Here is a 23,980-nt window from a genome sequence, read left to right as displayed (position 1 = left end):
GTATCATTCTGCAAACTACCTACTTGGCAGCCCCCGAAATCGCGCCCTCCAGAGACTGATTTTCCCACGCGTCGAAGGCCACCGACAGGTGCCAGGCCTTGAAGCCGATGTACCCGGTCAGCAAGGCCAGTATCAGCAGATACATAGCCCTGCGGAACCGTGGGTTTTCCTCAGCCTGGGGCATTTTCGCCGTTCCACAACAGATAAAGCGTCAGCATCCGGATCTGCATATCGCTCAGGCGACCTTCCCAGGCAGGCATGACACCTTGCCTGCCGTAGTAGACACTCTGATAGATTTTTTCCCTGTTGCCGCCGTAAATCCAATGGCCATCTCCCAGATCCGGCGCACCGTTTTCATAGCCTCCGCGGCCGTCTTCGCCGTGGCAGGCGGCACAGTTTTCTTCAAAGACTGCCCTGCCCGCCTCAGCCGCCTCTGCATCATGCTCTTGACCGGAAAGCGACAGCACAAATTCCGTCACCTCCTTGACCTGCGGCTTTTCGATCATCCCATCCGCCCCAAAGGCCAGCATCTGGGCGATGCGGGTCTCGTCATGTGCCGCATTGATGCCATAGCGGATCGTGTATTCGATTTCCTCCGGCGATCCCGACCACAGCCAATGGCCGTCAGCCAGGTTCGGAAAGCCAGGCTGCCCCTTCAGATTTTCCGTATGGCAGGCCGCGCAATTGTCTGCATAAAGCTTGGAAATGGCCGCGCCATAGCGCTCCTCCAGCGACGGATCGGCGGCCATCGCTTCAATATCCTCCGATGTGAAAGGCGAGAAAGCTTGTTCGCGGTCCGCCTCTGCTTCCTTCAGCGAGGCCATGACTTCAGCCCTTGAGGAATACCCGAGCGCCCCTTTGGCGTAGTCCCTCACAGCGGGAAAAGACGGATAGAACACCCAAAATACGGCGGCCACTGCAATACTGCCCCACAGCGACCATCGGGCGGCCCAAGGAACAGGTGTGTCCAGCTCCTTGATCCCGTCCCACTCGTGACCAGTCAAGTCCGTACCCGAGACCGGATCCTTTTCTCTTAGCGCCATGGCTGGTCCTCCCGCCCATCCAGCGGAGACTGCGCCGCATCGTCATACATGCGGCGCCGCGATGGCCAGTAAACCCAAACCACGGCCGCCAGGAACACACTCAGCAGATAGATAGCGCCCCAGGTTTTGGAGAAGACCAGAACTGCATCATGGGTCATCGGTTAACCTCCTCGGGGTTCAAAGAATCGAAATCAACGAGCGTTCCCAGCATCTGCAGATAGGCCACCAGCGCATCCATTTCTGTCAGACTTCCGGGCTGGCCGTCGAAATCGCGCACCTGCACATTTGCGCCGTAACTCTCCTGCAGTTCGCCTTCGTAGTTCTGCTCGAAATCTGCCTGCCAGACCGCGTCCTTTTCGGCATTTTCGATCTGCGCTTCTGTGTAGGGTACCCCTGCCCGGCTCAGCGCCTTCAGTGCGGCGGGCAAGTGACCGGTCTGCAGCCTGTTTTCGGACAGAAAGGCATAGCCGGGCATCACAGATCCGGGGACCAGTTCACGCGGCGCCTCCAGATGCGCCACATGCCAGTCGTCCGAGTATTTGCCGCCGATCCGGGCCAGATCAGGCCCGGTGCGCTTTGAGCCCCATTGGAACGGGTGGTCATACATGCTCTCGGCGGCCAGGCTGTAATGCCCGTAACGCTCCACGTCCGAGCGCAGGGTACGGATCATCTGGCTGTGGCAGGCATAGCATCCCTCGCGCACATAGATGTCGCGCCCGGCCAGCTCCAATGGCGTATAGGGCCGCATGCCTTCGACTTCCTCCACCGTGTTTTCGATTGTAAACAGCGGTGCAATTTCGACAATGCCGCCGATCGAGGCCACCAGCAGGATCATCATGGCAAATCCCAGCGAGTGGCGTTCAAGTTTCTGATGTGCTGTGCTCATGGGCGTTACTCCGCAGGCTGAGCCAAAGGCCCGGTTTGCCGGGATTGTGTTTTCCGCGGACCGCTCACCGTCATGTAGATGTTGTAGGCACCGATGCAGGCCCCGATCAGATAGAGCAGACCGCCGACTGCACGCGCCACATAGTAGGGGTGCATCTCGATCACACTGTCGAGGAAGGAATAGAGGAAAGCGCCATCCGCATCATAGGTCTGCCACATCAGCGATTGTGTAATGCCGCTGTTCCACATCGCGCCGACGTAGATCAGCGTGCCTGAGAGGGCGAGCCAGAAGTGCCAGGCCTCCAGTTTCAGCGAATAGACGCCCTCGCGTTTCCAGACCCAAGGCACCATTTTGTACATGGCGCCAAAGGTGATAAAGGCCACCCAGCCAAGCGCCCCGGCATGCACATGGCCCACGGTCCAGTCAGTATAATGGCTCAGCGAATTCACCGGGCGGATCGCCATGAAGGAGCCTTCAAACGTCGACAACCCGTAGAACAGGATCGCCACCATCATGAAGCGCACGGCCGGATCGGTGCGCACCTTGTCCCAGGCGCCGTTGATCGTCAGGATACCATTCAAGACCGAGGCCCAGCTGGGCACCAGCAGGATGATCGACATGCTCATGCCAAGGTACTGCACCCAATCCGGCAGCGCCGTGTAATGCAGGTGGTGCGACCCGGCCCAGAGATAGAGGAAAGTGATCCCCCAGAAGCCGACTATTGACATCCGATAGGAATAGACCGGCCGGTTCACCGCCTTGGGCAGAAAATAGTAGAGCATACCCAGGAAGCCTGCAGTCAGCAGGAACCCGACCGCATTGTGGCCGTACCACCACTGCGTCATCGCATCCTGGGTGCCGGCAAACAGCGAATAGCTCTTGGGGTAGGCAATCGAGACCGGAACCGAGAGGTTGTTCACCGTGTGCAGCATCGCAATCACCACGATGAAAGCGAGATAGTACCAGTTGGCCACATAAATATGCGGCTCAGCCCGCCGTGCCAAGGTCCTGAGGTACAGGGTCAGATAGCCAACCCAGACCACCAGCAGCAATAGGTCTGCATACCATTCCGGTTCAGCGTACTCCTTGGACTGAGTGATGCCCATCGGGTAGCCTGATGCAGCCAGCACCAGGAACAGGTTATACCCCCAAAACACTAGCCATGGCAGCGTCTCGCTGGCCAGCCGTGCCCGCGAGGTCCGCTGCACCACATAAAAGGAGGTCGCGATCAGCGCGTTGCCCCCAAAACCGAAGATAACGCCGGAGGTATGCACCGGCCGCAGCCGTCCGAAGTTGGACCAGGACATATCGCCGTTAAGCGACGGGATGGCCAGTTGCCACGCAAGAATGTCACCAACGGCAAAACCGATTATTCCCCAGATCAAAGCAGCAATGACACCGAAGCGGATGACTTTGTCGTTATACTCTAAAGGCACCTCTCCCGGCCCGTCACTGATCCGGTTCAGCATCCACATGATGCCCCAGCCTGCGGCCAGCGCGATCAGCCAGCCGTGCAGCACATAGCCCAGCGGAACGCCCCAGCCCAGAATGGCAAGCCCGCCCAAGAGCACGGCAAATAAAGCGCCGAAAATGACGCCATCCTCTATGCTTAGATTACGTTGCATTGGATACCTCCTGCCGATGGAACCGGACTTCGAATTCCACTGCGCCAAGCGCCTCGACCGAATGTATTTCCTGCGGGGCAAAGATGGCGGTTCCGCCCGCTTCGACAATCACCTCTGCCTTGTCTTCCCGCCTGAACAGCAGCCGGCCGCTTTGCACCGCCAACTGACCCCAGACGCCCGCCTTGGTGCTGTGATCCTTACGCAATTTCTCCGGAAGGGTGTCCTGCGTAAACCGCGAGGTGGCGTAATGCACCGCGCCTTTGGGAAGAGCCTCAGCCATTCATGCATCTCCATGGAACAGATCCGCGTAGGCATGCCAGGTGGCATAGCCAAGCAGCGGAAAGACAATTGCAAGCCCCAGCAACCCGGTCAGAATGCCCAGGGCGGTCAGGAAGGTGATGGCAGCGCCCCACCAGACGCAGAGCCGGAAATTATGGGTGGCCGCATTGAAGCTCAGCCCCATGGCCGAGAAGCCGTCGATCTCGCGATCCACCAGCATCGGCACTGAAAACGCCGAGACCGCGAAGCCAAGCGCTGCAAACAGCCCGCCCGTCAGCGAACCCGCGATCATCAGCACCCACCCCGCCTGCGTGCTGAGCAGCAATTGCAGGGTTTCGATGAAACCGGCAAAGGGACGCAGACCGTACACGATGGCAAACAGCACCGTGGCCGCGCGGATCCAGGTCAGGGCAAAGACCATCAGGATGGCCCCCACCAGCGCGATCTGCCCTTTTGAGGCTACCTCGCGCCGCCCGCGGGCCACTGCGTAGAGCCCAACCGTTGCAACCGGCCCGATCAGCACCCCGCCCGCCAGCAGCGGCAGCAACATCCAGCCGGTCCCGCTCGCTGAAAGAAGCCAAATCAAAGCCCAGCCCCCTAGAACCAGTGCCATCCCGTACCCAAGGGAAAACCCGGGGTTCGCGCGCAGATCCCGCCAACCGGCAACCAGCCAGCGCTTCACCACCTGCCCCGGATCCTCCTGGATCACCCTTGCTTTGGAATAGACGCCTGCAGTCATTTTTCGTCTCTCCTTTTGGCCGTCCGGGACGGAATGATGGCTTCGATCCTAACACACGAGGCAGCGACCCTCCGGCAACTGCCCGTAAATTACTCATGCCAGAACAGGCGGAGCCCCTTCAGGCTTGCGGAAGTTTTCGATTCCATAGGACAACCCGTTGCCGATGCGGTCGGCCAGATTTGCAAATGCCGCGGCCGTTTCCGGTTTCAACTCGCGGTTTGCCGTGTCCCGGAACAGCTCCAGCCACCGAGGAAAGTGCTCCGGCAGTATTTCCGAGTTGGACAGATGAACCTGCATGGGATTTCCTTCATACCCCGGTTCGCGCAGGATCGCCCCCCTCCAGAACGCCAAGATTTTCGCCTCGTGCGCTGGCCAGTCTTCAATGGCCGCACTGAACACCGGGCCAAGCACATTATCCACGCGGATACGTGCATAAAAACAACATACCAGCCTGCTGATCTCTTCCGGGGTAACATCAAACATATGCGGTCGCGCCCGCTGTTCTTGCGCCATGAGAATCTCCAAGTTTGACTATGGCATCCCTACTTTATTAAATAGGTATTTTCAAGTCGCATTTTAATCCCCCTCCGGCAACGGTGGCTCGGGCGCAGCCAATTTTGCAGTTTCAACTGGACCGGCGCGCAACAGAGACCGCATATGCAGGACTGCGCAGGGCGAATACATTATCGTGAGGCTCTGCCACACCCTCTGGCAAATGAGAGGGGTCAAACACTTTGGCAACGCTCTCGGCCCGGTCATCCGGCAACTCGATTTGCACCGTTCCAAGGATCAGTTCGCCATGCACCCCATCCCATGGGACGGTGGGATCCGAGATATCATCCGCATCATTCGCCACAACCAGCTTCAGCGCCCATCGGGCAGGCCTGTTACTCAACTCCCGCAGCAGCCTGTCATAAAGGAAATCATCCGGCAGATCCTTCTTCTCCTCATCTGTCAGGCCGTGACGGCCGCCTTCAGGCTCCAGAAGGATACGGGCCGCAAGAACGCCTTCGCTGCTACCGAAGTGGTAGGCATGGCCTGAATGATACTGCTCTGCAGAATAACACCGGCAAGGCGCCACGGACTTCAGATAGCTTTGATGGGGAACCGTATTCGGGTTCGCCTCGTTAAATGCCTTAACCTTTTCAGGATCCGGTCCGCCGGTTGCAGGATCGGCCACCCTTGCTGCCAGAAAGGCCTTAAACTGTTCCGCGGAATTGGCAAAGAAAACCGGGTTGGAAATCAGGGCCATGGCCCAAGCCCCGGCGCCCTTTCCAATTTCAAGCCCGATACCGCGGACTGTAGGGCTTTTGTCACTGATTCCGGGCTTTCCTCCGCCAACCGAAAAGCGTGCAGTTATTGGCTGCTCTTCAGCGAGCAACGGGATATCGGTCCCGGGACCTACGGCCGCTGGAATGAAGCGGCCTCTGGCAGAAAACCCTTTCGCATGTGAAGCGCGGGCGCCGCTGTGGCGGCCAAATGTTCCGTTCAAGGCATCAATCAGTTCTATGGCCTGTGACATCGTCTTCCACTCCTCCTTCCGGCAACCGCAAAAACCACGGTCAGAATTCGCGCAATTTAGATCGCGCACGACATTTTGTGGTTCTGACACTAATCTTGACTTCCGGCAGTCGTCAAGCAAAAGTATCGCACACGATGTATTTGGGGATCTCGGAACCAGGATGAACAAACTGCCTGAAAAAGCCGATGAGATGTTCTGCTACGCAGTTTACAATGCTTCGCATGCCATCAACCAAGTCTATGGGCCGATGCTCCGCCCTCTTGGCTTAACATATCCACAATACATCACCTTGATGCTGCTATGGGAGCGGGACCAGCAAGGTGTCAGTGAACTTGCAGCACAATTGTCACTGAAGACGAGCACCCTGACACCTCTGTTAAAAAGACTTGAGAACATGGGATTTTTGCGTCGGATGCGAGGCACGGAAGATGAGCGGCAAGTTTTTGTTCATTTGACAGACGAAGGCATTGCACTTCATGCGGCTTCTCGCGAGATCACTTCCTGCCTGATCGAAGCTACCGGCCTTGAGCTTAATGTGCTGAAGCAGATCACGGACGGCCTTTCCCGCCTTACCGATAACCTGAAGAACACACCGAAAGACCGCACTGCCTCTTAGGCGCTGGAACAGTTTCCGCACGAGTATATTTCATTCTTAAATAAATTGAATGTAAGACCTCCCCCCCAGCAGCATCTGTTTCGGACGGTGCCGGCTTCAATGACAGCCAAAGAGCGCGAGATGCAGCGCAGCCATTGTTTCCTTCAATATGCTTACAAGGTTGGCGATGCCCGGGTGGCCCGCCCCATTTTCGGATGGGAAAGCCCAGCTTCTATCAGTGAAAAATAGCTTAGAAACCGAGTTGCTACGCGCCGCGATGAAAGCGGTCTGGAACATCATGTGCTGTAACCGCCCGATTTGAACCGCCTGCTCGTGTGTCCCGGAGATTGCTAAGAGACGTCCATAAAGACGTCTTTAATGACGTCTCCTACAGGGATGGAGACAGCTGTGCGGGGCGAAATTCTGGGCTTGGAACGTCGGCGCCGATGGAGTGACGACGAGAAGTTGGCGATTGTGCTTTCGGTTGGGGGTGAACGGCGCGACCGTGTCGCAGGTCGCACAGCGCCACGAGATCAGACGGCAGCAGATTTATGCCTGGCGATACGAGCTGAGGAGGAAGGGGCTTCTGGGGCCTGACGACACCGCGCTGTTTTTGCCGGTTGATATTCCGGCGCTGCCGCCCGGTCCGCTGGAACCTTGCACCTCTGAAGCGAACTCGGCGCTGATCGAGGTGGTTTTACGCAATGGCCGCAGCTTGCGGGTCGATGCCCATTTGGACCCGGCGGTGCTGACCCGTTTGATCCAAGCGGTGGAGGCGGCATGATCGGCCCAGGCACCGGCGTTCGCGTTTACCTGGCTTGCGGTCACACTGATATGCGCATGGGTATCGCGGGCCTGTCCGCCATCGCGCAGGATGTCTTGCGGCAGAGGCCGTCAAACGGTGCCGTGTTCGCATTCCGGGGGCGCCTCGGCGACAGGGTGAAACTTTTGTATTGGGATGGCCAGGGCTTTTGCCTTTATTACAAAGTCCTCGAGAAAGGGCGTTTCCCATTGCCCGCGGCGACGGATGGCAGCGTGCGCCTGACCGCCGATCAGTTGGCCATGCTCTGGGAGGGGATCGACTGGCGCAGGCCGGATTGGGGCGCGCCACCAGCCCGGACAGGCTGATTTATCCCTCTGGAATCTCTTGTTTTTATGGTGTCTGGACTGGAGGTATGGTATCCACGGCCATGTCCGCAGAAGCCATGCCTCTCCCCAACGACCCCGCCGTTCTGAAGGCAATGATCGCCGCGTTGCAGGCGGAAAACCAGAAGATATCTGCCAGTTTGCGGGCCCATGATCTGCTGGTTCAGGCGTTGCGTGTCCGGATCGTCAGATTGCAGAAGCAGAAATTCGGCTCCAGTTCGGAAAAGATCGAACGCGAGATCGAACAACTGGAACTGGCGCTGGAAGACTTGCGGGTTGCACTCGCCGAGGCGGATGAACTGCTGTCGGATGGCGGTGAGGAGCCGGAGACGGACAGCCAGACCCCGGAACCAGCCGCGCCGCGGGACCCGAAGCGCCGCCGTCCGAAGGTGTCGAAGGACACGCCGCGCGAGCGCCGCGAGCTTGATCCCGGCGACAGTTGCCCGGATTGCGGAGGCGATCTGCGGGTGATCGGGGAGGATGTCAGCGAGTTGGTCGACATGATCGCAGCCCAGCTGAAGGTCATCGAGATCGCGCGCATCAAAAAATCCTGTCGGCGCTGCGAAAAGATCGTTCAGAACCCCGCGCCCAGCCGTCCCATTCCCCGCAGCATGGCGGGCCCGAACCTTCTGGCTTATGTGCTGACCTCGAAATTCGACGACCACGTGCCGTTGTATCGCCAGAATGAGATCTTCGCCCGCATGGGCGCGGACATCCCGGACACGACCCTGGTCGACTGGTGCGGCGGCGCGATGAGGACGCTGGCGCCGCTGATCGAGAAGATTGAGAAGATCGAGGCCGAGATCATGGCCAGCGATCTTCTGCACGCAGATGACACGCCCATCCGGGTTCTCGACCGAGGTCGGCGCGACAAGGGGCTTGGAAAGGGCGTCAAAAAAGGCCGGATCTGGGCCTATGTCCGCGATCAGCGCCCATGGGCGGGCACGGCTCCGCCCGGAGCGGTCTATCACTTTGCCCCGGACTGGAAGGAAGAGCATGTGCTTGCCCATCTTGGCGAGACCAGCGGCATTCTCCAGGCTGATGGCTACAAGGGGTATGCTAAGCTCTATGCCGCGGACCTGGACGGCAAGAGCCAGTTCCGGGAGACCGCGTGCTGGGCGCATCTTCGGCGCGACTTCCACGATGTCTGGACAGCAACGAAATCCGAAATCGCGCGTGAGGCGCTCGACCGTATCGGAGCGCTGTACGACATCGAACGGGAAATCAGCGGCAAGCCTGCCGAGTTGCGGCTGGCCGTGCGCCAAAAGGAAAGCAAGCCCAAGGCCGATGCGTTCCGGGACTGGGCCGAAAAGCAGCTCACGCGCATTCCCGGCAAGAGTGATCTGGCCAAGGCGTTCCGCTACGGGCTGAGCCGCTGGCCCTCGTTCACGCTGTTCCTGGAGGACGGGCGCGTGGCTATCGACAACAATCCCGCCGAGCGCGCGCTGAGACCCATTGGCGCCGGCAGGCGAAACTGGCTATTCGCGGGTTCGGATACCGGCGGTAACACGCTCGCCCGCGCGATGACCGTCATCGAGACGGCAAAGATGAACGGCCTCGATCCTCAGGCCTACCTTGCAGATGTCTTGGACCGCATCCACGATCACATGGTCAACCGGCTGGCCGAATTGCTTCCTTGGAATTGGAAGCCGGCAGATCAAACACGCAACGAGGCTGCGTAATGGCAGCCACGACCTACGTCTGCTCCATCGCCCATGCCGCCGACCTGCTGAGAGAAGATCCCGGACTTCTCGAGGTTATTGTTAGCAACGACGACAACCTCTCCTACGGCAACATAGTTAGCGTCCACATCGGACGCGACGACTACATTACGGCACTGACCGACGAGGGCATCCACGAATTGCGCGACATGCTGGCGTCAGCACGTGTGTCCGTTGAGACATGGCACAGCTTCCTCGATGACTTCGTCGGGGAACCGGACATTATCGCTCGGGTCAAGAACCAGCCGCTGCGGTAGAAATCGGGCGCTTACCATGTGCTCCAACAACCGTACCCTTCGCTGATGGCTCGCATTTCCGCTCAGCATGCCGCCGCCATGCGCCATTGGGGTAAGCCCTGCAAGGTGCAACCCAAGGCAGCCCCACAAACACCACTCTTGCTTGCGTTCAACCGATGTGACCACGAAGAAGTACGGTGCTGGCTCGCTAAGACACCGGGTAATTCCCAAGGCATAGCCGCTAGGCACCGCCCCGTCACTTGCCCTTGCCAAGGCCCGTGACGGGGTCAGATTTGTGATGCCGAAAATTGAAAGCTTAGGAACGGTCTCCCGGTAGGAGTTTCCGCTTCGGATACATGATCGCCAATGTGTCCAGGTCCTTACCAACTCAATTTCCGCGAACGGAGAACTCAGTCCTTTTCGGAGAGACGCTGCCCAACACCATGAGCATAGATCATGGAGCGCACCAGCAGCATTGGGTCTTCCGACGGCGCAAAGCCTTCGCTCAGAACCATGGGGTCGAAGTTGAGGTCATCACACTGGCCATCGCTTTCTGACATCGCCGCTTTGGCCGTAAACCGGGCTGCGACAATCTCGGTGTGCTCCCCTGTCCATTGCACCGAGGGGTCTGCGATAACATCTCCTGGATTGGCCAGAGTCACCACCATCTCCCAGGACACGCCACCGTTGGCTATGTTCGATTGCATGTTTTCCAAGAAGAAGCCGGGATGCGTATCCGTCACGATCCCTTCTTCACCAGAAGGGCGAAATGAAAAACGGATACCCGTCTGCGCGCCTGCCGCATCGACAAGATAGAAGGAATTCACACCGTTGAAAGTTGTGCCCTCGTAGGGCCTCAGGGTTTTGTCCAAGGCGCCATGATATGCTTTGTAGGCTTTAAGTGCAGGGTGGTCAGCGGCGAAAGCCTTGGTCGCCTCTGGCCCTGCGGCCTTGGCCCGCAGCAGTTCAATGAACGCTTCACTGGTCGCAACAGGAAAGAAATGTTCAGTGTTCATCGCGATCACGTGCAAATCATCATCGGCCGTCGTTATCTCCATCGCCATGCCCAGCAACCCATATTTGTCGTCAGCCGGATTAGGTTTGCCGCCCTTATGGGATACGCGCGCGATCACAGACGATGTGCCGGTGAAGAGCGAGCTGTTGGAATAAGCCTTGATCGCGCTGTCAACAGGCACAAGCTCACCCTCGATGCAGAAACCTTTGGTGTGGTTGCGGCGCTTTCCCTCTGTCACGCCAAAGAGTTGTTCAAAGGCAGCAAATCCGCCCTCAGTATCAAACTCACCTTCGGCGAAGGCGGGCAGTGAAGTCAGCGAAAGACAGAGGGCAAATAATCCGGTGCGCATAGCTAGGTACTCCTGTGAGCTGTTTTCATTTGCTCACTAATATTTTGCTAACTAACTATTTGCAAGCGGAAAGAATGATGGTATCTAACGGGTGCTCAGTCCCACAACGAAAGCACAGAGTTTTGCAAGAACCGCTGAAGACCGATGAAAAGCCAGATGTCAGGTTGGACAACCAGCTTTGTTTCGCAATCTATGCAGCATCGCATACCGTTGAGCAGCATTATCAAACACTTCTGAAAGCTCAGGGGCTCACTTATACTCAATACTTGGTACTCATGTCTTTGGCTGAGGAGGACCGGGTGTCCATCTCAACTCTGGCCAGCAAACTGGAGGTGTCCAAGGCCACGATGACACCTCTGCTTCGCAGGTTGGAAGCGAAAGGCCTGCTGTCACGCGAGGTACAGGTGGGCAACGAGCGCCAAAAGGTCGTCTCCCTGACGGACACAGGGCGTAGCATTTGGACAAAAAGCTGCAGCGTTTCCTCCGATGTATTTGCCCGGATCGGGCTGACACAGGCGGAGGCGGATGAGATCATTCGCATCTGCGCAAAAATTTCCAACGCCCGGAAGTAATTCTAAGCTTCAGTGACCTCCCATACCCAGCTAACCAAGCCTCGCCTAGCTGCATCGGTTCGACCTGGTCCCAGAGTATCGGACTGTTGGATAATAAGTGGCGTTTAGCGGACACCGGGCTTTCAACTTGACGGCTGGAAATTCCAGGGGAGGAATTCGTCGAGTCGGCTGGCAGAATGACCTGCAGCGATGGCTTCGAGGGGAGCCCTGATGTGCCGACAGAGCCTTGGCGTCGGCCAGCACTCCTTCATGTACCGCAAAGATCCGCCCGCACTCTGCTGACCGCAGCTCAGGGCACGCTACTCCGGGGCGGCTGTTTGGCGCCACCCGGGCAACCCTCAGTCCCGCAAAGCGCGGCCTTTCTGCAGAAAGCTCTGGTATTCCTCATCGGGCACCAGGCTGCCTCCCGTGGCCCACATGACATGGGTGGCTTGATCCGTTTTTGCCACAAGCCTGTGCTGCGCCAGATAACCTTGGCCTTCGGCAGTTGAGAGCAGCATCTGCGGCCCGCCCAGACAGGCTGCCGCTGAAGGCTCCAACTGCAGTCCTGCATGATCTTGCGCCATCGCCAGCCAACGGAACAGATCGTCATCCGCGACAGTATACACCCCGCTCAGCAAGGGTTGCATGACCTGTGCCACAAACTGGCTCACCTCAGCCACCGCCATGCCATCGGCCTCGGTCTTGTTAGTCAGACCCACGTCATAGACATTGACTGCCTGCTTCAGGCCGGACGCCAATTGCACCAGCGCGCAAGGCGATTGGGCAGGCTCAACGAAAAAGCAGTGAGCATGATCGCCAAACACCTGTTTCAGCCCATATGCCACCCCGCCCGGAGCACCACCTATGCCGCACGGCAAATACAGGAACAGCGGGTTCTCAGCGTCTACGGGGATGTTTCGTTCTACCAGTTGGCCGCTCAGCTCGGCCGCTGCCGCTGAATAGCCGAAGAACAGCAGTTCCGAGCGCTCATCATCGACAAAGTAAATTGACGGGTCCGCCTCTGCCTGCTGCCGGGCAGACGCCACGGCAGTACCGTAATCGGCCTGATGCTGCACCACCTCAACCCCATGGCGGCGCAGGCGCTCGACTTTCCAGGGCTTGGCATCCGCCGACATATGAACAACCGCGCGAAAACCCAGCGCCCGCGCGGCAATACCGACACTGAGGCCGAGATTGCCGGTTGAACCGACCGCCACAGTGCAGCTGCCAAAACGATCCCGCACTTTGCCGCCCGCCAGCGCCGCATGCGGGGCATCCGGCCCAATCAGCCCCAACTGCCGCGCCAGCGAAAGCCCATGCAGGAACACCTCGTAAACGCCGCCGCGCGCCTTGACCGAGCCCGCCACCGGCAATGCGTGGTCACCCTTTACAAAGAACCGCCCTGCGCCCTGCCCCATTGCCATGGCCAAATCCGCCACTTCGATGAGATCCGAGGCAATCATCCCGCCGCTGTCCTCCAGCTCCGCAAAACACTGCTGCAACAGCGGTGCCAGCGCACGCCAGTTGGCTTCAGCTTCCGTCACTTGGTCCGGCCGCACCGGCACTTGTGCTGCAGTAGTGGGGCCGAGTTCCGGGTTGATCCACATCAGCGGCTCCACCGCCTGCAGTCGCTGCAGAAGGGTTTCATCCATGTTCCTGTCCTCATAGATTGCGTGTAACATGCTTGGCTTAACGGCGGCCGGAATCCAGAAAAACGTCCCGAGGGCTAAGAATTTACGGCACATAAAGCACCACATTGACACATTGGCGCCATCAGGGGCTGGTCACATCATCAAAGCCGCTTCAACCTGACGGAAATGACCCGAAAATCAATGCACTCCCCACCATGAGATGGGAATGATCCCGCAGCATGGGGAAGGCTCTACAATGTAGGGCGGATCGGCGCTTACGTTGGTTATGGAAGCCCCGCATCTGATTTGGCGCGCGGCCACGACTTGCAATGGCCACCACCATGAGAGCTTTCGGAACGCAGCTTCGGACCAATAACAACTGCTATTGTTCTCTCACCCCCTGATTGAGCCTACTGCTCTATTTTGAAGCAGGATCAAGCCGGATTTCCAAGTTCTCTTGATCGCAAAATTGCAGCCGAGGTTGCGTCATCAACAACTGCCTGGAGATTGTTATTGTGCGCGAACGCCTCTAGCGCAGCAGCAGTTGTGCCACCTTTGGACGTAACGTTTTTGCGAAGTGTTTCCGGGTCGCGATCGGACTTCAGCAATTCACTTGCCCCGATAAGCGTATCAATTGCCAGGTCCATCGCCAACCGGGAATCAAGCCCAGCATTTGCTCCCGAAGCGGCCAGTGCTTCGACAAAAGCGAAGAAATAGGCCGGGCCGCTTCCTGAAACAGCAGTTGTGAAATGGATCTGATCCTCATTGCCGACCCAACGCACGGTCCCGGACCCGCCAAACAAGCGTTCGAAACCCTGCTTCTTCGCCTCGTCCTTGGTAAAGGCGACATTCGCCGAATATCCCTTGGATGCCGCCATATTGGGCATGCAGCGCACAACTGAAAGATTTCCTCCAACAGCCGTTGAAATCGTCTCGCTGCCGATCCCGGCCATGATCGAAACAATCGTCCCGTTCGCTGCGATCACTCTTTCGATGTCCTGGCTTACCGAGAGGAACACTTGCGGCTTGGTCGCAAGCACAACCATATCAAAGCGCAGCGCTGGATCCAGGCTCTCAAAGTCAGAATAGAAATGAGCACCTGCCAGTACCTGTTTCGTGCTGTCTTGAACAAACGGATCAACGATGGATATGTCTCCCGCCTTGCCACCAGCAGACAGATATCCTTTGATGATCGCGCTCCCCATGTTTCCTGCGCCTATGAACAGTGTGGTCGGGTTCATTTTTTTCTCCTAAATTGACCTGCTCGACAGATCTGCTTGCCATTGCCTCAGGGGAGGTACCTTCGACCGTGAAAGGCGCGCTTTACAGCTGCTTTTTCAAGGCCACCAACAAGTCTTCGCCAGCCTGCATATCAACATCCAGATGAGTGACGATCCTAATTCTGCGGGGACCGAATGCCCCAATCAGAACGCCGTCGGCCTTCATATCCGCGACGATATCGGCGGCCAGTGGCGCGCTGTCATCAAGATCAAAAATGATGATATTGGTCTCGACAGGTTGCATATGCGCGACCTGCGGCAGCGCGCGGATCTGATCGGCCAGATATTTGGCCAGGCGGTGATCCTCAGAAAGCCGGTCAACGTGGTGATCCAGCCCATAAAGACACATCGCCGCAAGAATACCTGATTGCCGCATGGCCCCGCCCATCTGCTGCTTGGCGCGCCATGCCTCTTGGATGAACTCAGCCGAACCTGCAAGAACGCCCCCCATCGGGGTGCCAAGAGCCTTGGAAAAATCGATCCACACCGTATCGAATCCAGCGGCATAGTCTGCGGGAGAAATTCCGGTTGCGGCGCTTGCGTTCAGGAGCCGTGCGCCGTCCATATGCGTGGCCAATCCGGCGCTATGCGCGATCTCAGCGACCGCATTGAGCTTTTCCAGCGGCCAGATCGTGCCGCCGCCCATATTGGCGGTCTGTTCAACACACAGCAACGCCGACTTCGGCGCATAGCGGGATGCAGGCCTGATTGCCGCCCGCAGCTGAGCAGGTTCAAAGATACCGTTTTCTCCAGCAATGGTGCGGATCATCACGCCGCTGATCGCCGCCGGGCCGCCAGTTTCGAAGTTAATCAAATGGCAGCTTTCCTCGCAGATCACCTCGTCGCCCGGGTTGGTATGCACATTGACCGCAATCTCATTGCACAAGGTACCAGTCGGCAGCAAAATAGCGGCTTCTTTACCCAAGAGCGCGGCAACACGTTCGCAAAGGGCACGGGTTGTCGGGTCTTCGTCTTTTTGTTCGTCGCCTACGGGAGCGTCAAGGATGGCCTCTCGCATGGCTCGTGTCGGAATCGTCTTGGTGTCTGAGAAAAAGTCGCGCATGTCATGTATCTTTCATGATCGGTTGCAGAGGCGGACACACCGCTGCCAATGTTAAAACTATTCTTCCAGGAGGGCGCGCAGGCGTTTGATCAACAGGTCTCCGCCCTCAGGCCCTACGCCGATATGAGTAACGATCCGAACCGTCCGTTCGCCAAAGACACCAAGGCGGACGCCCTGATCCCGCAACTTGGACACGACCGTTGCCGCATCCGGTCCGCTTTCATCCAGATTGAAGATCACGATGTTGGTCTCAACCGGCAAAACCTCTGAGATATGCGGCAAGGTCGCGATCTGCGCACCAATGGTTTTGGCCAGTGCATTGTCACGGGCCAGTTGTTCAAGATTGTTATCCAGCGCATAAAGCCCGGTCGCAGCGATGTAACCTGATTGGCGCAACCCGCCGCCCCATTGCTGCGCATAGCGCCAGGCGTGGTTGATAAAGTCGTCCGTCCCGGCCAGAACCGCACCGGCAAAACCGCCCAACCCCTTGGTAAGGTCGATCCAGACAGAGTCATAGCCAGTCGCATATTGCTTGGCGGAGACCCCGGTTTCCACACAGGCGTTCAACAACCGCGCACCATCCATATGTGTCGCCAATCCCAGCGATTTTGAGGTTTCCGCAATCTCTCCGAGCTCTTCCAGGCCCCAGATTCCGCCACCGCCGAGATTTGTTGTTTGTTCGACTGCTACCAACGAGGTTTCCGGCGCATAACGCGAAATCGGCCGATAGGCGGCACGCACTTGCTCAGCAGTGAAACGCCCAAATTCGCCATCGATCGAATGCATCATCACGCCGCTGAGAGCCGCAGGGCCACCCGCCTCAAAATTGATGATATGAGAGGATCTTTCAGCAATCAGCTCAGAGCCTGAAGCACAATGAATGCGAATGGAAATCTCATTGCACATTGTCCCCGTAGGCAGCAAAATCGCCGCCTCTTTGCCCAGCATTTCAGCCACGCGCTGACACAGTTTCGTTGTTGTCGGGTCCTCACCCTTCTGAACGTCGCCAACACGAGCATTGAGCAATGCGTCCAGCATCCCTTTGGTCGGGATCGACTTCATGTCACTGTAAAAGTCGGCAACGACATCATCTGCACTTGTCGGCAATGGTGCCCATTGGCGACCCGTAGCTTCTCCTGCCATCCATTTAGCTCCTATCCAATATTGGCTGTAGAAGAACGGCTTCGGAAAACGTCGTGGCGGCAGTCACTTTCCGCATTTGCGCACGGACTGGAGGCGGTCACTTCTGACGGCTTCCACTACGGCGATACACAACATTGGTGTTTTCTTTTATTATTCAATTACAGCATGTTGAGTAGAGTTTACATGGACAGAACAATTCATACCAATGCCGTGTAATTGATCTACCATGCAGTTTTGGTATGGGTTAACCGCGTCGCTTAGCGAAGCGAACAGCCAGGCACAATATACCTGCCCTATGGCGGCATCGGTCGGTTCGGTTGCGAGCTGCTCCCTGAAATCTGGACACTGACGTAAGCTACGATTTGCTGTTTGCTGATCTTCGACGAAGAGGAGATCAGAGACGTCGAAACGGAAGAACCATTTGCCTGAATTCAAGGCCAAGGTTGCGCTTAAGGCTTTGAAGGGCAAGCGAACGGTCGCTGAGCTGGCAAGCCAGTTTGGCGTACAAGGGCAGGCGTTGGAAAATGGGTGGAATTCTGCAATCGAAAGCACCCACATTCCGCCCTTGGCGGCAGACCGCCAGCCGTGGTCAATTGGCTGAGAAAAGACGTAACCCAGCTCGGTCAGCAGGGGCAGAGAGTAGCTTAATTTACGCGGAAACTGTCCAACGATCGGGGGAGTAGCTCACAGGAGAGTCTTGCCGTAGTGTTTGGGGGGAAGATATGCAAAGAGACAGGTTCCGAAGGATCGGCTCTGATCTACGCGAGTATGCTTCTGCCCTAGGTCGCGACCACCCGGTATGAATAGGACGGTGGCGACTGGCGGCTTATCCGTTCAGGACTTTATCCAATTCTGAACACAGGATTTCGCCGTCCTTCAGGGTTCGGCCCATGAATGTGACAACACGGATCCGGTATTTGCCGAAGGCACCAACCAGAACATTGTTCTCTTTCAGTTTTGCAACGATTTCAGGCGCAGCAGGCCCTGCGGGATCGAAGTCGATGATCACGATGTTCGTTTCAACAGGCTCAACAGAGGCTACACCTTTAATGTTCCCCACTCGTTCCCCGATGTATTGGGCCAGTTGGTGATCTTCGTTGATTCTATCAACATGGTGATCCAAGGCATAGTTCGCCATGGCTGCCAGCATACCGGTGCGGCGGATTCCCCCACCGATCATCTGGCGAATACGCCACGCTTCCTGAATGAACTCTTTAGAGCCGGCCAATACGGCACCAACTGGGCAATTGAGCGCCTTGCAGAAATCCATATAGACGCTGTCATAGCCCTTGGTCATTTCCGAAGCTGGATGGCCGGAGGCAACGACCGCGTTAATCAGTCGAGCACCATCCATGTGTGTTGGAATGTTGGCCTGTTTGGCTGTGTTGGCTACTTCGCGCAGCTGTTCGAGCGGCCAGATTGCGCCACCTGCCATATTGGCGGTTTGTTCCACTGTAACCAGGCCGGTCTGGGGTAAATAGGGGTTGCCACTGCGGATAGCCTCGGACAGCTGATCGGCGGTGAACATACCCCGGTCCCCTTCAATCGAGTGGATCATGGCACCGCTTATTGCGGCAGGTCCACCGCATTCAAAGTTAATGATATGGCAGGATTTTTCGCAGATGACTTCCTGACCGGGCCTGGTGTGTGCCCGCACGGCCACCTCATTGCACATCGTGCCCGAAGACATGAACAGAGCTGCTTCCTTGCCCAAAAAATCAGCAGCACGTTCAAGAAGGGCTTTGGTGCTGGGGTCTTCGCCGATTAGGGAGTTCCCAACCGGCGCATAAGTTCCTGCTTCCCGCATTTCCTTCGTCGGCTCTGCGTAAGCTTCAGTATAGAAATTCGTCATGTCTAACCCTGTATGGGTTGTGCGTTCGTAAGGCGTCCTCCACTGTTCAGAGTTACTGGTTGACCACCGCTCTGAGTTTTTGGAGTTGATGAACATCTAATACATGAAATCTGTCCCTTCCAATGTAGTTGAAGCAGGCTTCCATGCGCTGGTGATATAGCCTCGGCTTGCTGGTTGATCCCGCCACAGGTCTTTACATCGGTTAAGCAGAGCTCGATGGGAACGCTGGCAGACCCTGAGCGTCGCAGCATGCGGAGATCGTGCTGCCCATTTCGATGCAAGTGGCAATGAAGGTATAGAGAGCAGCAGATGCAGAACGTTACGCGTCCCATGTATTTACATTACTGAAACTGTCAGGTAATGCCCGCATGCCAGCCTCGATCACTCTTGGTCCTGCCAGCATATCGAAAAACAGGTGGCAAAAGCGCTTGATGAACTCATGCACCTTGCGGGCACTACCCTCAAGGGAACTCGTCGCTAGCCACTTCAAAATACTCCAAGTGGCCGGCGTGGCAGTAAGGAATTTTCACCATGAAACATGTTATTTTTGCTGCGACTGCAAGCTGTGCGGTTTTATTGACCGCGGTCGCTCCAGTGGCAGCTAATCCAGCAGATGATACGATCCGGATTGCCTCGCCATGGAAAATTGGTGCCTTGAAGCCCTCTTCTGGAACAGCGCTATCGCGGTCTGGTGTGGTTGAGACGCTAACCAAACCGACAAAAGAAGGCGAGATCGTCGGATTGCTGGCCGAAAGTTGGGTCGTAAACGAGACTTTGGACCAATGGCGTTTCAAGATTCGGTCGGGGGTTTCCTTTCATGATGGCAGTCCGCTGACGGCAGAAACCGTCGCAGCCAACCTGAAAGCCTTCAAGGAAGAAAGCTCGCTTCGAACTGCCCCCGTAAAAGAGATCACCTTTGAACAGGATGAGGTGGTCATTACGCTGGAGCGTCCATATTCGATCTTGCCGGCGATCTTGGCGGATTGGAATACGGCCATCATTTCTGCCGCAAATCTGACCGATGAGCGAGCGAGCAGCCTGGCGGGAACCGGCCCTTATATGATAACGGATGCCTCGGATCCGGCGACGCTGAAACTGGCGGCCAATACCAGCTATTGGGATGTTCGGCCTGCAATTTCCAAGGTCGAATACCTGTTTGTTCCCGACGCACAGGCACGTCAGGCGATGGTGCAGGCCGGAGAAGTCGAATTTGCGTTCAGCCTGCCTGTCACCGCAAAGCGGATGCTGGCAGGTGCAAACAATGTGAATGTGGACATCCAAGCCATCCCCCGTGTTCGCGCACTCAAACTGAACGGGGCTCATAAACCTCTGGATGAGGTGGCCGTGCGTCAGGCCATTAGTTATGCGATTGATCGCAAGGGGATCGCCACATCTATTGTCGGCAATCCGGACACTGCAGCATCACAGCTGTTTCCGGCCAGCCTGCCAGCCTGGCACGACAAGTCCCTGGCACCTTTTGCCTATGATCCTGCCAAAGCTGCAGCGCTGTTGGCCGATGCAGGATTTGAGAAGGGCGAAGACGGCATTCTGACCCGTGATGGTGAGCGGTTTGAGATTGAACTGCGCACCTATGACTCGCGCCCTGAGCTGCCGGTTATCGGTGTGGCTATTCAGGGCATGCTGAAAGAGGTCGGCATTGATATGTCGATCAAACAGGGCGACTGGACCATCATCTCCGAAGGTCACACTGATGGAACGCTGGAGGCAGGTATCGTATCGGACAGCTTTGTTTATGTGCCCGATCCGATTGGCGCGCTGGCCGAGAATTTCTACCAAAGCGGTGGCTTCTGGGGCTCCATGAACTGGAACAACGACAAGTTTGATGGCCTGGTTGAAACCTACCAGAAAACCATCGCCCCCTCCGAGCTGAAAACCCTGCGGCAGGATATGGTTGAAATGATCCACGACGAACAGCCAATGGTCACGGTCACATGGTACGACGACGTCTATGCTGTCTCTGATACGATCTCAAACTTCGAGTTTGATGTCTATGAGCGTGACTTTGGCCTGAACCGCCTGATTTGGGCGAAATGAGGACCTGAATGACCCTTGCCCCGCTCTTGGCAAAGAAGGCTCTGCTTGTCTTGGCAATCACGCTGCTTGTTGCATCGTGTTCGTTCTGGGCCGTGCATCTTCTTCCGGAAAATCTGGCCCTGCAAATCGCAGCGGCCAGATTTGCCGGCGCTGAACCTGATCAGGCTCTGGCCGATGTGGTCAGCGCATCCTACGGTCTGGACCGGCCGGTGATCGTTCAATACGGGGAATGGCTGGTCAGTACCTTGATGCTGGATTTTGGCACATCCCTGGTCAGCGGCCGGGATGTTATGCATGACATTGTGCACCACGGGGTGAATTCCCTGCGGACGGTGTTCTGGGGGTTCATTGCGGGTGTGGGGCTGGCTGTGCCCATTGGTTTCTTTTGTGCCCGAAATCCGGGGAGCAAGCTGGATGTGGTGCTGTCGGCAATCAGTGCTGGGGTTTCGACAATCCCGGCGTTTCTGGTTGCGATTGTCATAGTACAGATTTTCGTGGTTGAATTGGGATTGGCGACGCTCAGCGGAACATCCGGCTGGTCACGGCTTTGGGTGTTGATACTTACTATCGCGCTCTCAGTTTCCGGCCCACTCAGCCGGGTGGTGCGGGCTGCGGTGATAGACGTACGTCAACAGCCCTATATGCAGCATGCGTTGATGCGGGGGGTTCCCGAACGCCAGCTGTTCTGGCGCCATGGTCTGAAGAATACGATACGCCCTATGCTGAATTACCTGCCGGTCGTGTTTATGTTCCTGATTTACGACGTGATCGTGATTGAGATGGTGTTTAACTATCACGGATTAGGATGGGCATTGATCAATGCGGTCAAGGCGCTGGATGTGCCTCTGATGCAGGGGCTGGTTCTCTCTCTGATCGTGTTTTATCTTTTTAGCACAGCACTGGCTGAGATCCTGACCTGGCGGATCTACCGGCAAAGGGTGGCCCAATGATGGTGCGGGCTTGCGGCGCTTGGCGGTTGGGTGTCTTTCTATCGCTTCTATTCATTCTGACGGCTAGCCTGGGGCCGGTACTTTATACGGCAGACCCCAATGCGCAAAACCTTCTGGCGGCGTTGTCTCCGCCTGCTGCGGAATACCCGCTGGGCACCGACCAGCTTGGCCGTGATGTACTGGCGCGCGTGTTGCATGGCGCGCGCTATTCAGCGGGTATCGCCGTTGCGGTGATTGCGCTTAGCCTGGTGACGGGCTGTGCGCTTGCGGGGGTGGCAATGTGGTTCGGCGGCGCCATCGCCGCTGCTTTGACGCTCTTTTCGGATGCGGTTTATGCTTTACCTGGCTTACTGGTCATCATTCTGCTGGCGGATGTTCTGGGCGGGGGCGCAGCTGTGATCATCTTCTTACTGTGGTTGGTTAAATGGCCCGAGTATTTCCGTCTGTCATATGCTGTTGGCAATCAGCTGATGAACAGTGACCATGTGCTGGCATCGCGGCTCGCCGGAGCGAGCGGCTGGCGGATCTTTCGCTTTCAGGTTCTGCCGGTCATGACGTCATATTTGCTGTCGCTTGGGGCTGTTTCTGTTGGCCAGATCGTGTTGTCGATTGCCACCATCGGTTTCCTGGGGGTTGGTATTGCCCCACCACAGGCCGAATGGGGCATGATGATTAATGATCTGCGGATCTACTGGCAGATTTCACCGGTCCAGCTAGCGGCGCCAGTGGCGGCAATTGTCTGGGTTGTGCTGGCGCTGTTGATCGTGTCGCAATCCACGCCTGCGCCCAAACCAAGAAGCTCCGATGCATAGTCTTGAAGTCCGCAATATGACGCTGTCAGCTGGTCAGCTGTCTCTGGATGTGCCGCAAATGCAGTTTACACAGGGGCGGACATGCTGTGTCATAGGTCGATCCGGGTCTGGTAAATCCCTGTTTGCAGCCGCTTTGTCCGGGCTACCGGTGCCAGACCTGAAGGTGAGCGGTGACATTCTGCTGGATCACCAGCCTGCGGCTGAGCCGCTGTGGCGCGATCATGTTTTTGTGTTACCTCAGGAGCCTGCGACGGCGCTTGATCCCACGATGCCCGTGAGAAAGCAGTTGGCGCAAATCCTGAGCTGGCGGCGTGACCCGCGATGTCCCTGGGCCTCAACAGAGGATCTGATTGCACAGGTTGGCCTGAAACCAGCGGACGGTTTGAAATTTCCCGGGCAGCTGTCCGGGGGGATGCAACAACGTGTCATGATTGCGATGGCGCTGGCCGCACGCGCCAGTTTTGTCATTGCGGATGAACCTACCAAAGGTCTGGATCAAACCAGCAAGCTGCGCACCATCGAGCTGTTTAAGCTGCTTAAGCAAACCGGCCGTGGGCTGGTGATTATTACGCATGATTTGAATGTAGCGCGCGATCTGGCAGACGATCTGGTTATTTTTGAGCGGGGTAAAATTGCCGAGCAGGGGAATGCTGCGCAGATTTTGAACGGGTCGGGTAGCCAGGCTGCGCAGGCCATGATCAAAAGTGAACCGCGGATGTGGCCCAAGAAATGTATCAGAACGGAAAACAATGCAGCTCCGGTTCTAAGTATTCAGGATGTGACCTTTGAGTTTGCCAAGGGCGCCCCGGTCGTCAACGGCGCAACGCTTGATATCCGTGAGGGGGAGGTTGTTGGGCTGTTGGGGCCGAGCGGAGTAGGTAAGTCCACTTTGGCGGATATATGCCTAGGGCTGCTCAAGCCATCCTCTGGTTCGGTCCGTTGGTTTGGTGAAACGGCGGACCGAAAATTGATCCGTGCTGAGCGCACCAAGTTTCAGAAACTGTTTCAGAATCCGGTAAATGCATTTCCGCCGAACATTATCCTGGGAGATGTATTTGACAAGCTGACACCGGCCTCGGGGACGGGATTTTATTCCAAATCGGCGCTGATGGCCAAGCTGAACCTGGATCCGTCCGTGCTGCTGCGGCGCCCTGACCAGCTCAGCGGTGGAGAATTGCAGCGGTTGCTGATTGTCCGGGTTCTGCTGGCGCAGCCGAGGTTCCTGGTCTGCGATGAGCCGTCATCACGCCTGGATATGTCAATTCAGCGCCTGGCTATTGATATTATTGCCGATTATGCGGCCCAGACATTAGCTGCTGTGCTGCTTATCTCACACGACAAAACGGTTCTGCAAAAGCGGGCGGACCGGTTCTTTGAGTTTACAAAATCGGGGCTGCTGGAGCAGAAAGTAAGCACGTTCTGACAGATGGCTGCGCGGCACTGCTGGGCCGCAGTCCTATACGTGTGTCGGCCGACTTTGCGGG

At 57.0% G+C, this 23,980-nt stretch carries 26 protein-coding genes; 11 read left to right on the top strand and 15 right to left on the bottom strand.

What is annotated here, in order from left to right:
* Window positions 1–19: 19 nt before the first annotated feature.
* The 9 genes from K3555_RS04525 to K3555_RS04485 form a co-directional block, all read right to left on the bottom strand.
* Window positions 20–184, bottom strand: coding sequence for a hypothetical protein (locus K3555_RS04525; protein WP_211003004.1), 165 nt, complete (start codon window positions 182–184; stop codon window positions 20–22).
* On the bottom strand, window positions 171–1,043 hold the full coding sequence (ccoP, locus tag K3555_RS04520) for a cytochrome-c oxidase, cbb3-type subunit III (protein ID WP_260007542.1): 873 nt from the start codon (window positions 1,041–1,043) through the stop codon (window positions 171–173). The genes K3555_RS04525 and ccoP overlap by 14 nt, the downstream gene beginning before the upstream one ends.
* The gene (locus K3555_RS04515) at window positions 1,034–1,201 is read right to left on the bottom strand and encodes a cbb3-type cytochrome c oxidase subunit 3 (protein ID WP_014875441.1); all 168 of its coding nucleotides are present in this window, start codon (window positions 1,199–1,201) and stop codon (window positions 1,034–1,036) included. The genes ccoP and K3555_RS04515 overlap by 10 nt, the downstream gene beginning before the upstream one ends.
* Entirely contained in the window at window positions 1,198–1,929 is a 732-nt protein-coding gene (ccoO, locus tag K3555_RS04510) for a cytochrome-c oxidase, cbb3-type subunit II (protein ID WP_102859016.1), read from the bottom strand. Before ccoO ends, K3555_RS04515 begins: the two co-directional genes overlap by 4 nt.
* Window positions 1,930–1,934: 5 nt before the next feature.
* On the bottom strand, window positions 1,935–3,554 hold the full coding sequence (ccoN, locus tag K3555_RS04505; protein WP_260007541.1) for a cytochrome-c oxidase, cbb3-type subunit I: 1,620 nt from the start codon (window positions 3,552–3,554) through the stop codon (window positions 1,935–1,937).
* Entirely contained in the window at window positions 3,544–3,834 is a 291-nt protein-coding gene (locus tag K3555_RS04500; RefSeq protein ID WP_260007540.1) for a DUF1971 domain-containing protein, read from the bottom strand. Before K3555_RS04500 ends, ccoN begins: the two co-directional genes overlap by 11 nt.
* Window positions 3,835–4,572: a DUF2189 domain-containing protein gene (locus tag K3555_RS04495; protein WP_072503354.1), complete on the bottom strand. Its 738-nt coding sequence runs from the start codon at window positions 4,570–4,572 to the stop codon at window positions 3,835–3,837.
* Between the two features lie 93 nt (window positions 4,573–4,665).
* The gene (locus K3555_RS04490; protein WP_260007538.1) at window positions 4,666–5,085 is read right to left on the bottom strand and encodes a group III truncated hemoglobin; all 420 of its coding nucleotides are present in this window, start codon (window positions 5,083–5,085) and stop codon (window positions 4,666–4,668) included.
* 112 nt (window positions 5,086–5,197) lie between these two features.
* Entirely contained in the window at window positions 5,198–6,184 is a 987-nt protein-coding gene (locus K3555_RS04485; protein ID WP_260007537.1) for a catalase, read from the bottom strand.
* Between the two features lie 70 nt (window positions 6,185–6,254).
* Between K3555_RS04485 and K3555_RS04480 the strand changes: the two genes are divergently transcribed.
* The 5 genes from K3555_RS04480 (at window position 6,255) to K3555_RS04460 (ending at window position 9,813) form a co-directional block, all read left to right on the top strand.
* Entirely contained in the window at window positions 6,255–6,710 is a 456-nt protein-coding gene (locus tag K3555_RS04480; RefSeq protein WP_260007536.1) for a MarR family winged helix-turn-helix transcriptional regulator, read from the top strand.
* Between the two features lie 451 nt (window positions 6,711–7,161).
* Window positions 7,162–7,473 carry a transposase gene (locus K3555_RS04475; protein ID WP_260006240.1) on the top strand — a complete coding sequence of 104 codons (312 nt, stop codon included), beginning with the start codon at window positions 7,162–7,164 and terminating at the stop codon, window positions 7,471–7,473.
* Window positions 7,470–7,817: an IS66 family insertion sequence element accessory protein TnpB gene (tnpB, locus tag K3555_RS04470; protein ID WP_260006239.1), complete on the top strand. Its 348-nt coding sequence runs from the start codon at window positions 7,470–7,472 to the stop codon at window positions 7,815–7,817. Before K3555_RS04475 ends, tnpB begins: the two co-directional genes overlap by 4 nt.
* A 62-nt stretch (window positions 7,818–7,879) precedes the next feature.
* Entirely contained in the window at window positions 7,880–9,517 is a 1,638-nt protein-coding gene (tnpC, locus tag K3555_RS04465; protein ID WP_260008485.1) for an IS66 family transposase, read from the top strand.
* Entirely contained in the window at window positions 9,517–9,813 is a 297-nt protein-coding gene (locus K3555_RS04460) for a hypothetical protein (RefSeq protein ID WP_259987154.1), read from the top strand. Before tnpC ends, K3555_RS04460 begins: the two co-directional genes overlap by 1 nt.
* A 389-nt stretch (window positions 9,814–10,202) precedes the next feature.
* On the opposite strand, the gene K3555_RS04455 is transcribed toward K3555_RS04460, so the two are convergent.
* Complete coding sequence (locus K3555_RS04455) at window positions 10,203–11,156, bottom strand: catalase (protein WP_260007534.1); 954 nt, start codon at window positions 11,154–11,156, stop codon at window positions 10,203–10,205.
* Between the two features lie 122 nt (window positions 11,157–11,278).
* Here K3555_RS04455 and K3555_RS04450 point away from each other — a divergent pair, with 122 nt between their 5' ends.
* Window positions 11,279–11,728, top strand: a complete 450-nt coding sequence (locus K3555_RS04450; protein WP_260007533.1) for a MarR family winged helix-turn-helix transcriptional regulator — start codon at window positions 11,279–11,281, stop codon at window positions 11,726–11,728.
* A 338-nt stretch (window positions 11,729–12,066) separates the two neighbouring features.
* On the opposite strand, the gene K3555_RS04445 is transcribed toward K3555_RS04450, so the two are convergent.
* The 4 genes from K3555_RS04445 to K3555_RS04430 form a co-directional block, all read right to left on the bottom strand.
* The gene (locus tag K3555_RS04445) at window positions 12,067–13,362 is read right to left on the bottom strand and encodes a D-serine ammonia-lyase (RefSeq protein ID WP_260007532.1); all 1,296 of its coding nucleotides are present in this window, start codon (window positions 13,360–13,362) and stop codon (window positions 12,067–12,069) included.
* A gap of 413 nt (window positions 13,363–13,775) precedes the next feature.
* Complete coding sequence (proC, locus tag K3555_RS04440) at window positions 13,776–14,582, bottom strand: pyrroline-5-carboxylate reductase (RefSeq protein ID WP_260007531.1); 807 nt, start codon at window positions 14,580–14,582, stop codon at window positions 13,776–13,778.
* 82 nt (window positions 14,583–14,664) lie between these two features.
* A complete protein-coding gene (locus K3555_RS04435; RefSeq protein ID WP_260007529.1) occupies window positions 14,665–15,684 on the bottom strand; it encodes a low specificity L-threonine aldolase in 1,020 nt (339 codons plus the stop codon).
* A gap of 57 nt (window positions 15,685–15,741) precedes the next feature.
* A complete protein-coding gene (locus K3555_RS04430; RefSeq protein WP_260007528.1) occupies window positions 15,742–16,827 on the bottom strand; it encodes a low specificity L-threonine aldolase in 1,086 nt (361 codons plus the stop codon).
* Window positions 16,828–17,248: 421 nt separating this feature from the next.
* Here K3555_RS04430 and K3555_RS04425 point away from each other — a divergent pair, with 421 nt between their 5' ends.
* Window positions 17,249–17,428 (top strand): hypothetical protein, encoded by a 180-nt coding sequence (locus K3555_RS04425; protein ID WP_260008579.1) that lies wholly within the window; start codon window positions 17,249–17,251, stop codon window positions 17,426–17,428.
* A 225-nt stretch (window positions 17,429–17,653) separates the two neighbouring features.
* Here K3555_RS04425 and K3555_RS04420 read toward each other — a convergent pair whose 3' ends face one another.
* Entirely contained in the window at window positions 17,654–18,679 is a 1,026-nt protein-coding gene (locus K3555_RS04420; protein WP_260007526.1) for a low specificity L-threonine aldolase, read from the bottom strand.
* Between the two features lie 531 nt (window positions 18,680–19,210).
* Between K3555_RS04420 and K3555_RS04415 the strand changes: the two genes are divergently transcribed.
* From K3555_RS04415 to K3555_RS04400, 4 genes are read left to right on the top strand one after another with little or no spacing between them, the layout of a single operon-like run.
* Window positions 19,211–20,734 (top strand): ABC transporter substrate-binding protein, encoded by a 1,524-nt coding sequence (locus K3555_RS04415; RefSeq protein WP_260007525.1) that lies wholly within the window; start codon window positions 19,211–19,213, stop codon window positions 20,732–20,734.
* A gap of 8 nt (window positions 20,735–20,742) precedes the next feature.
* Window positions 20,743–21,684: an ABC transporter permease gene (locus tag K3555_RS04410; protein WP_260007524.1), complete on the top strand. Its 942-nt coding sequence runs from the start codon at window positions 20,743–20,745 to the stop codon at window positions 21,682–21,684.
* Window positions 21,681–22,496, top strand: coding sequence for an ABC transporter permease (locus K3555_RS04405; protein ID WP_260007522.1), 816 nt, complete (start codon window positions 21,681–21,683; stop codon window positions 22,494–22,496). Before K3555_RS04410 ends, K3555_RS04405 begins: the two co-directional genes overlap by 4 nt.
* A complete protein-coding gene (locus tag K3555_RS04400; RefSeq protein WP_260007521.1) occupies window positions 22,489–23,919 on the top strand; it encodes an ABC transporter ATP-binding protein in 1,431 nt (476 codons plus the stop codon). Before K3555_RS04405 ends, K3555_RS04400 begins: the two co-directional genes overlap by 8 nt.
* Window positions 23,920–23,980: the final 61 nt, after the last annotated feature.

The sequence above is a fragment of the Leisingera sp. M527 genome, assembly GCF_025141525.1.
GTDB lineage: Bacteria > Pseudomonadota > Alphaproteobacteria > Rhodobacterales > Rhodobacteraceae > Leisingera.
The sequence above is the reverse complement of the archived record's forward strand: the minus strand, read 5'-3'. Positions and strand labels throughout refer to the sequence as shown.

Bases quoted from the DNA above. Each gene is read 5' to 3' on its own strand.
- K3555_RS04525 (WP_211003004.1), bottom strand. From the start codon at position 184: ATGCCCCAGGCTGAGGAAAACCCACGGTTCCGCAGGGCTATGTATCTG.
- ccoP (WP_260007542.1), bottom strand. From the start codon at position 1,043: ATGGCGCTAAGAGAAAAGGATCCGGTCTCGGGTACGGACTTGACTGGT.
- K3555_RS04515 (WP_014875441.1), bottom strand. From the start codon at position 1,201: ATGACCCATGATGCAGTTCTGGTCTTCTCCAAAACCTGGGGCGCTATC.
- ccoO (WP_102859016.1), bottom strand. From the start codon at position 1,929: ATGAGCACAGCACATCAGAAACTTGAACGCCACTCGCTGGGATTTGCC.
- ccoN (WP_260007541.1), bottom strand. From the start codon at position 3,554: ATGCAACGTAATCTAAGCATAGAGGATGGCGTCATTTTCGGCGCTTTA.
- K3555_RS04500 (WP_260007540.1), bottom strand. From the start codon at position 3,834: ATGGCTGAGGCTCTTCCCAAAGGCGCGGTGCATTACGCCACCTCGCGG.
- K3555_RS04495 (WP_072503354.1), bottom strand. From the start codon at position 4,572: ATGACTGCAGGCGTCTATTCCAAAGCAAGGGTGATCCAGGAGGATCCG.
- K3555_RS04490 (WP_260007538.1), bottom strand. From the start codon at position 5,085: ATGGCGCAAGAACAGCGGGCGCGACCGCATATGTTTGATGTTACCCCG.
- K3555_RS04480 (WP_260007536.1), top strand. From the start codon at position 6,255: ATGAACAAACTGCCTGAAAAAGCCGATGAGATGTTCTGCTACGCAGTT.
- tnpB (WP_260006239.1), top strand. From the start codon at position 7,470: ATGATCGGCCCAGGCACCGGCGTTCGCGTTTACCTGGCTTGCGGTCAC.
- tnpC (WP_260008485.1), top strand. From the start codon at position 7,880: ATGTCCGCAGAAGCCATGCCTCTCCCCAACGACCCCGCCGTTCTGAAG.
- K3555_RS04460 (WP_259987154.1), top strand. From the start codon at position 9,517: ATGGCAGCCACGACCTACGTCTGCTCCATCGCCCATGCCGCCGACCTG.
- K3555_RS04455 (WP_260007534.1), bottom strand. From the start codon at position 11,156: ATGCGCACCGGATTATTTGCCCTCTGTCTTTCGCTGACTTCACTGCCC.
- K3555_RS04445 (WP_260007532.1), bottom strand. From the start codon at position 13,362: ATGGATGAAACCCTTCTGCAGCGACTGCAGGCGGTGGAGCCGCTGATG.
- proC (WP_260007531.1), bottom strand. From the start codon at position 14,582: ATGAACCCGACCACACTGTTCATAGGCGCAGGAAACATGGGGAGCGCG.
- K3555_RS04435 (WP_260007529.1), bottom strand. From the start codon at position 15,684: ATGCGCGACTTTTTCTCAGACACCAAGACGATTCCGACACGAGCCATG.
- K3555_RS04430 (WP_260007528.1), bottom strand. From the start codon at position 16,827: ATGGCAGGAGAAGCTACGGGTCGCCAATGGGCACCATTGCCGACAAGT.
- K3555_RS04420 (WP_260007526.1), bottom strand. From the start codon at position 18,679: ATGACGAATTTCTATACTGAAGCTTACGCAGAGCCGACGAAGGAAATG.
- K3555_RS04415 (WP_260007525.1), top strand. From the start codon at position 19,211: ATGAAACATGTTATTTTTGCTGCGACTGCAAGCTGTGCGGTTTTATTG.
- K3555_RS04410 (WP_260007524.1), top strand. From the start codon at position 20,743: ATGACCCTTGCCCCGCTCTTGGCAAAGAAGGCTCTGCTTGTCTTGGCA.
- K3555_RS04405 (WP_260007522.1), top strand. From the start codon at position 21,681: ATGATGGTGCGGGCTTGCGGCGCTTGGCGGTTGGGTGTCTTTCTATCG.
- K3555_RS04400 (WP_260007521.1), top strand. From the start codon at position 22,489: ATGCATAGTCTTGAAGTCCGCAATATGACGCTGTCAGCTGGTCAGCTG.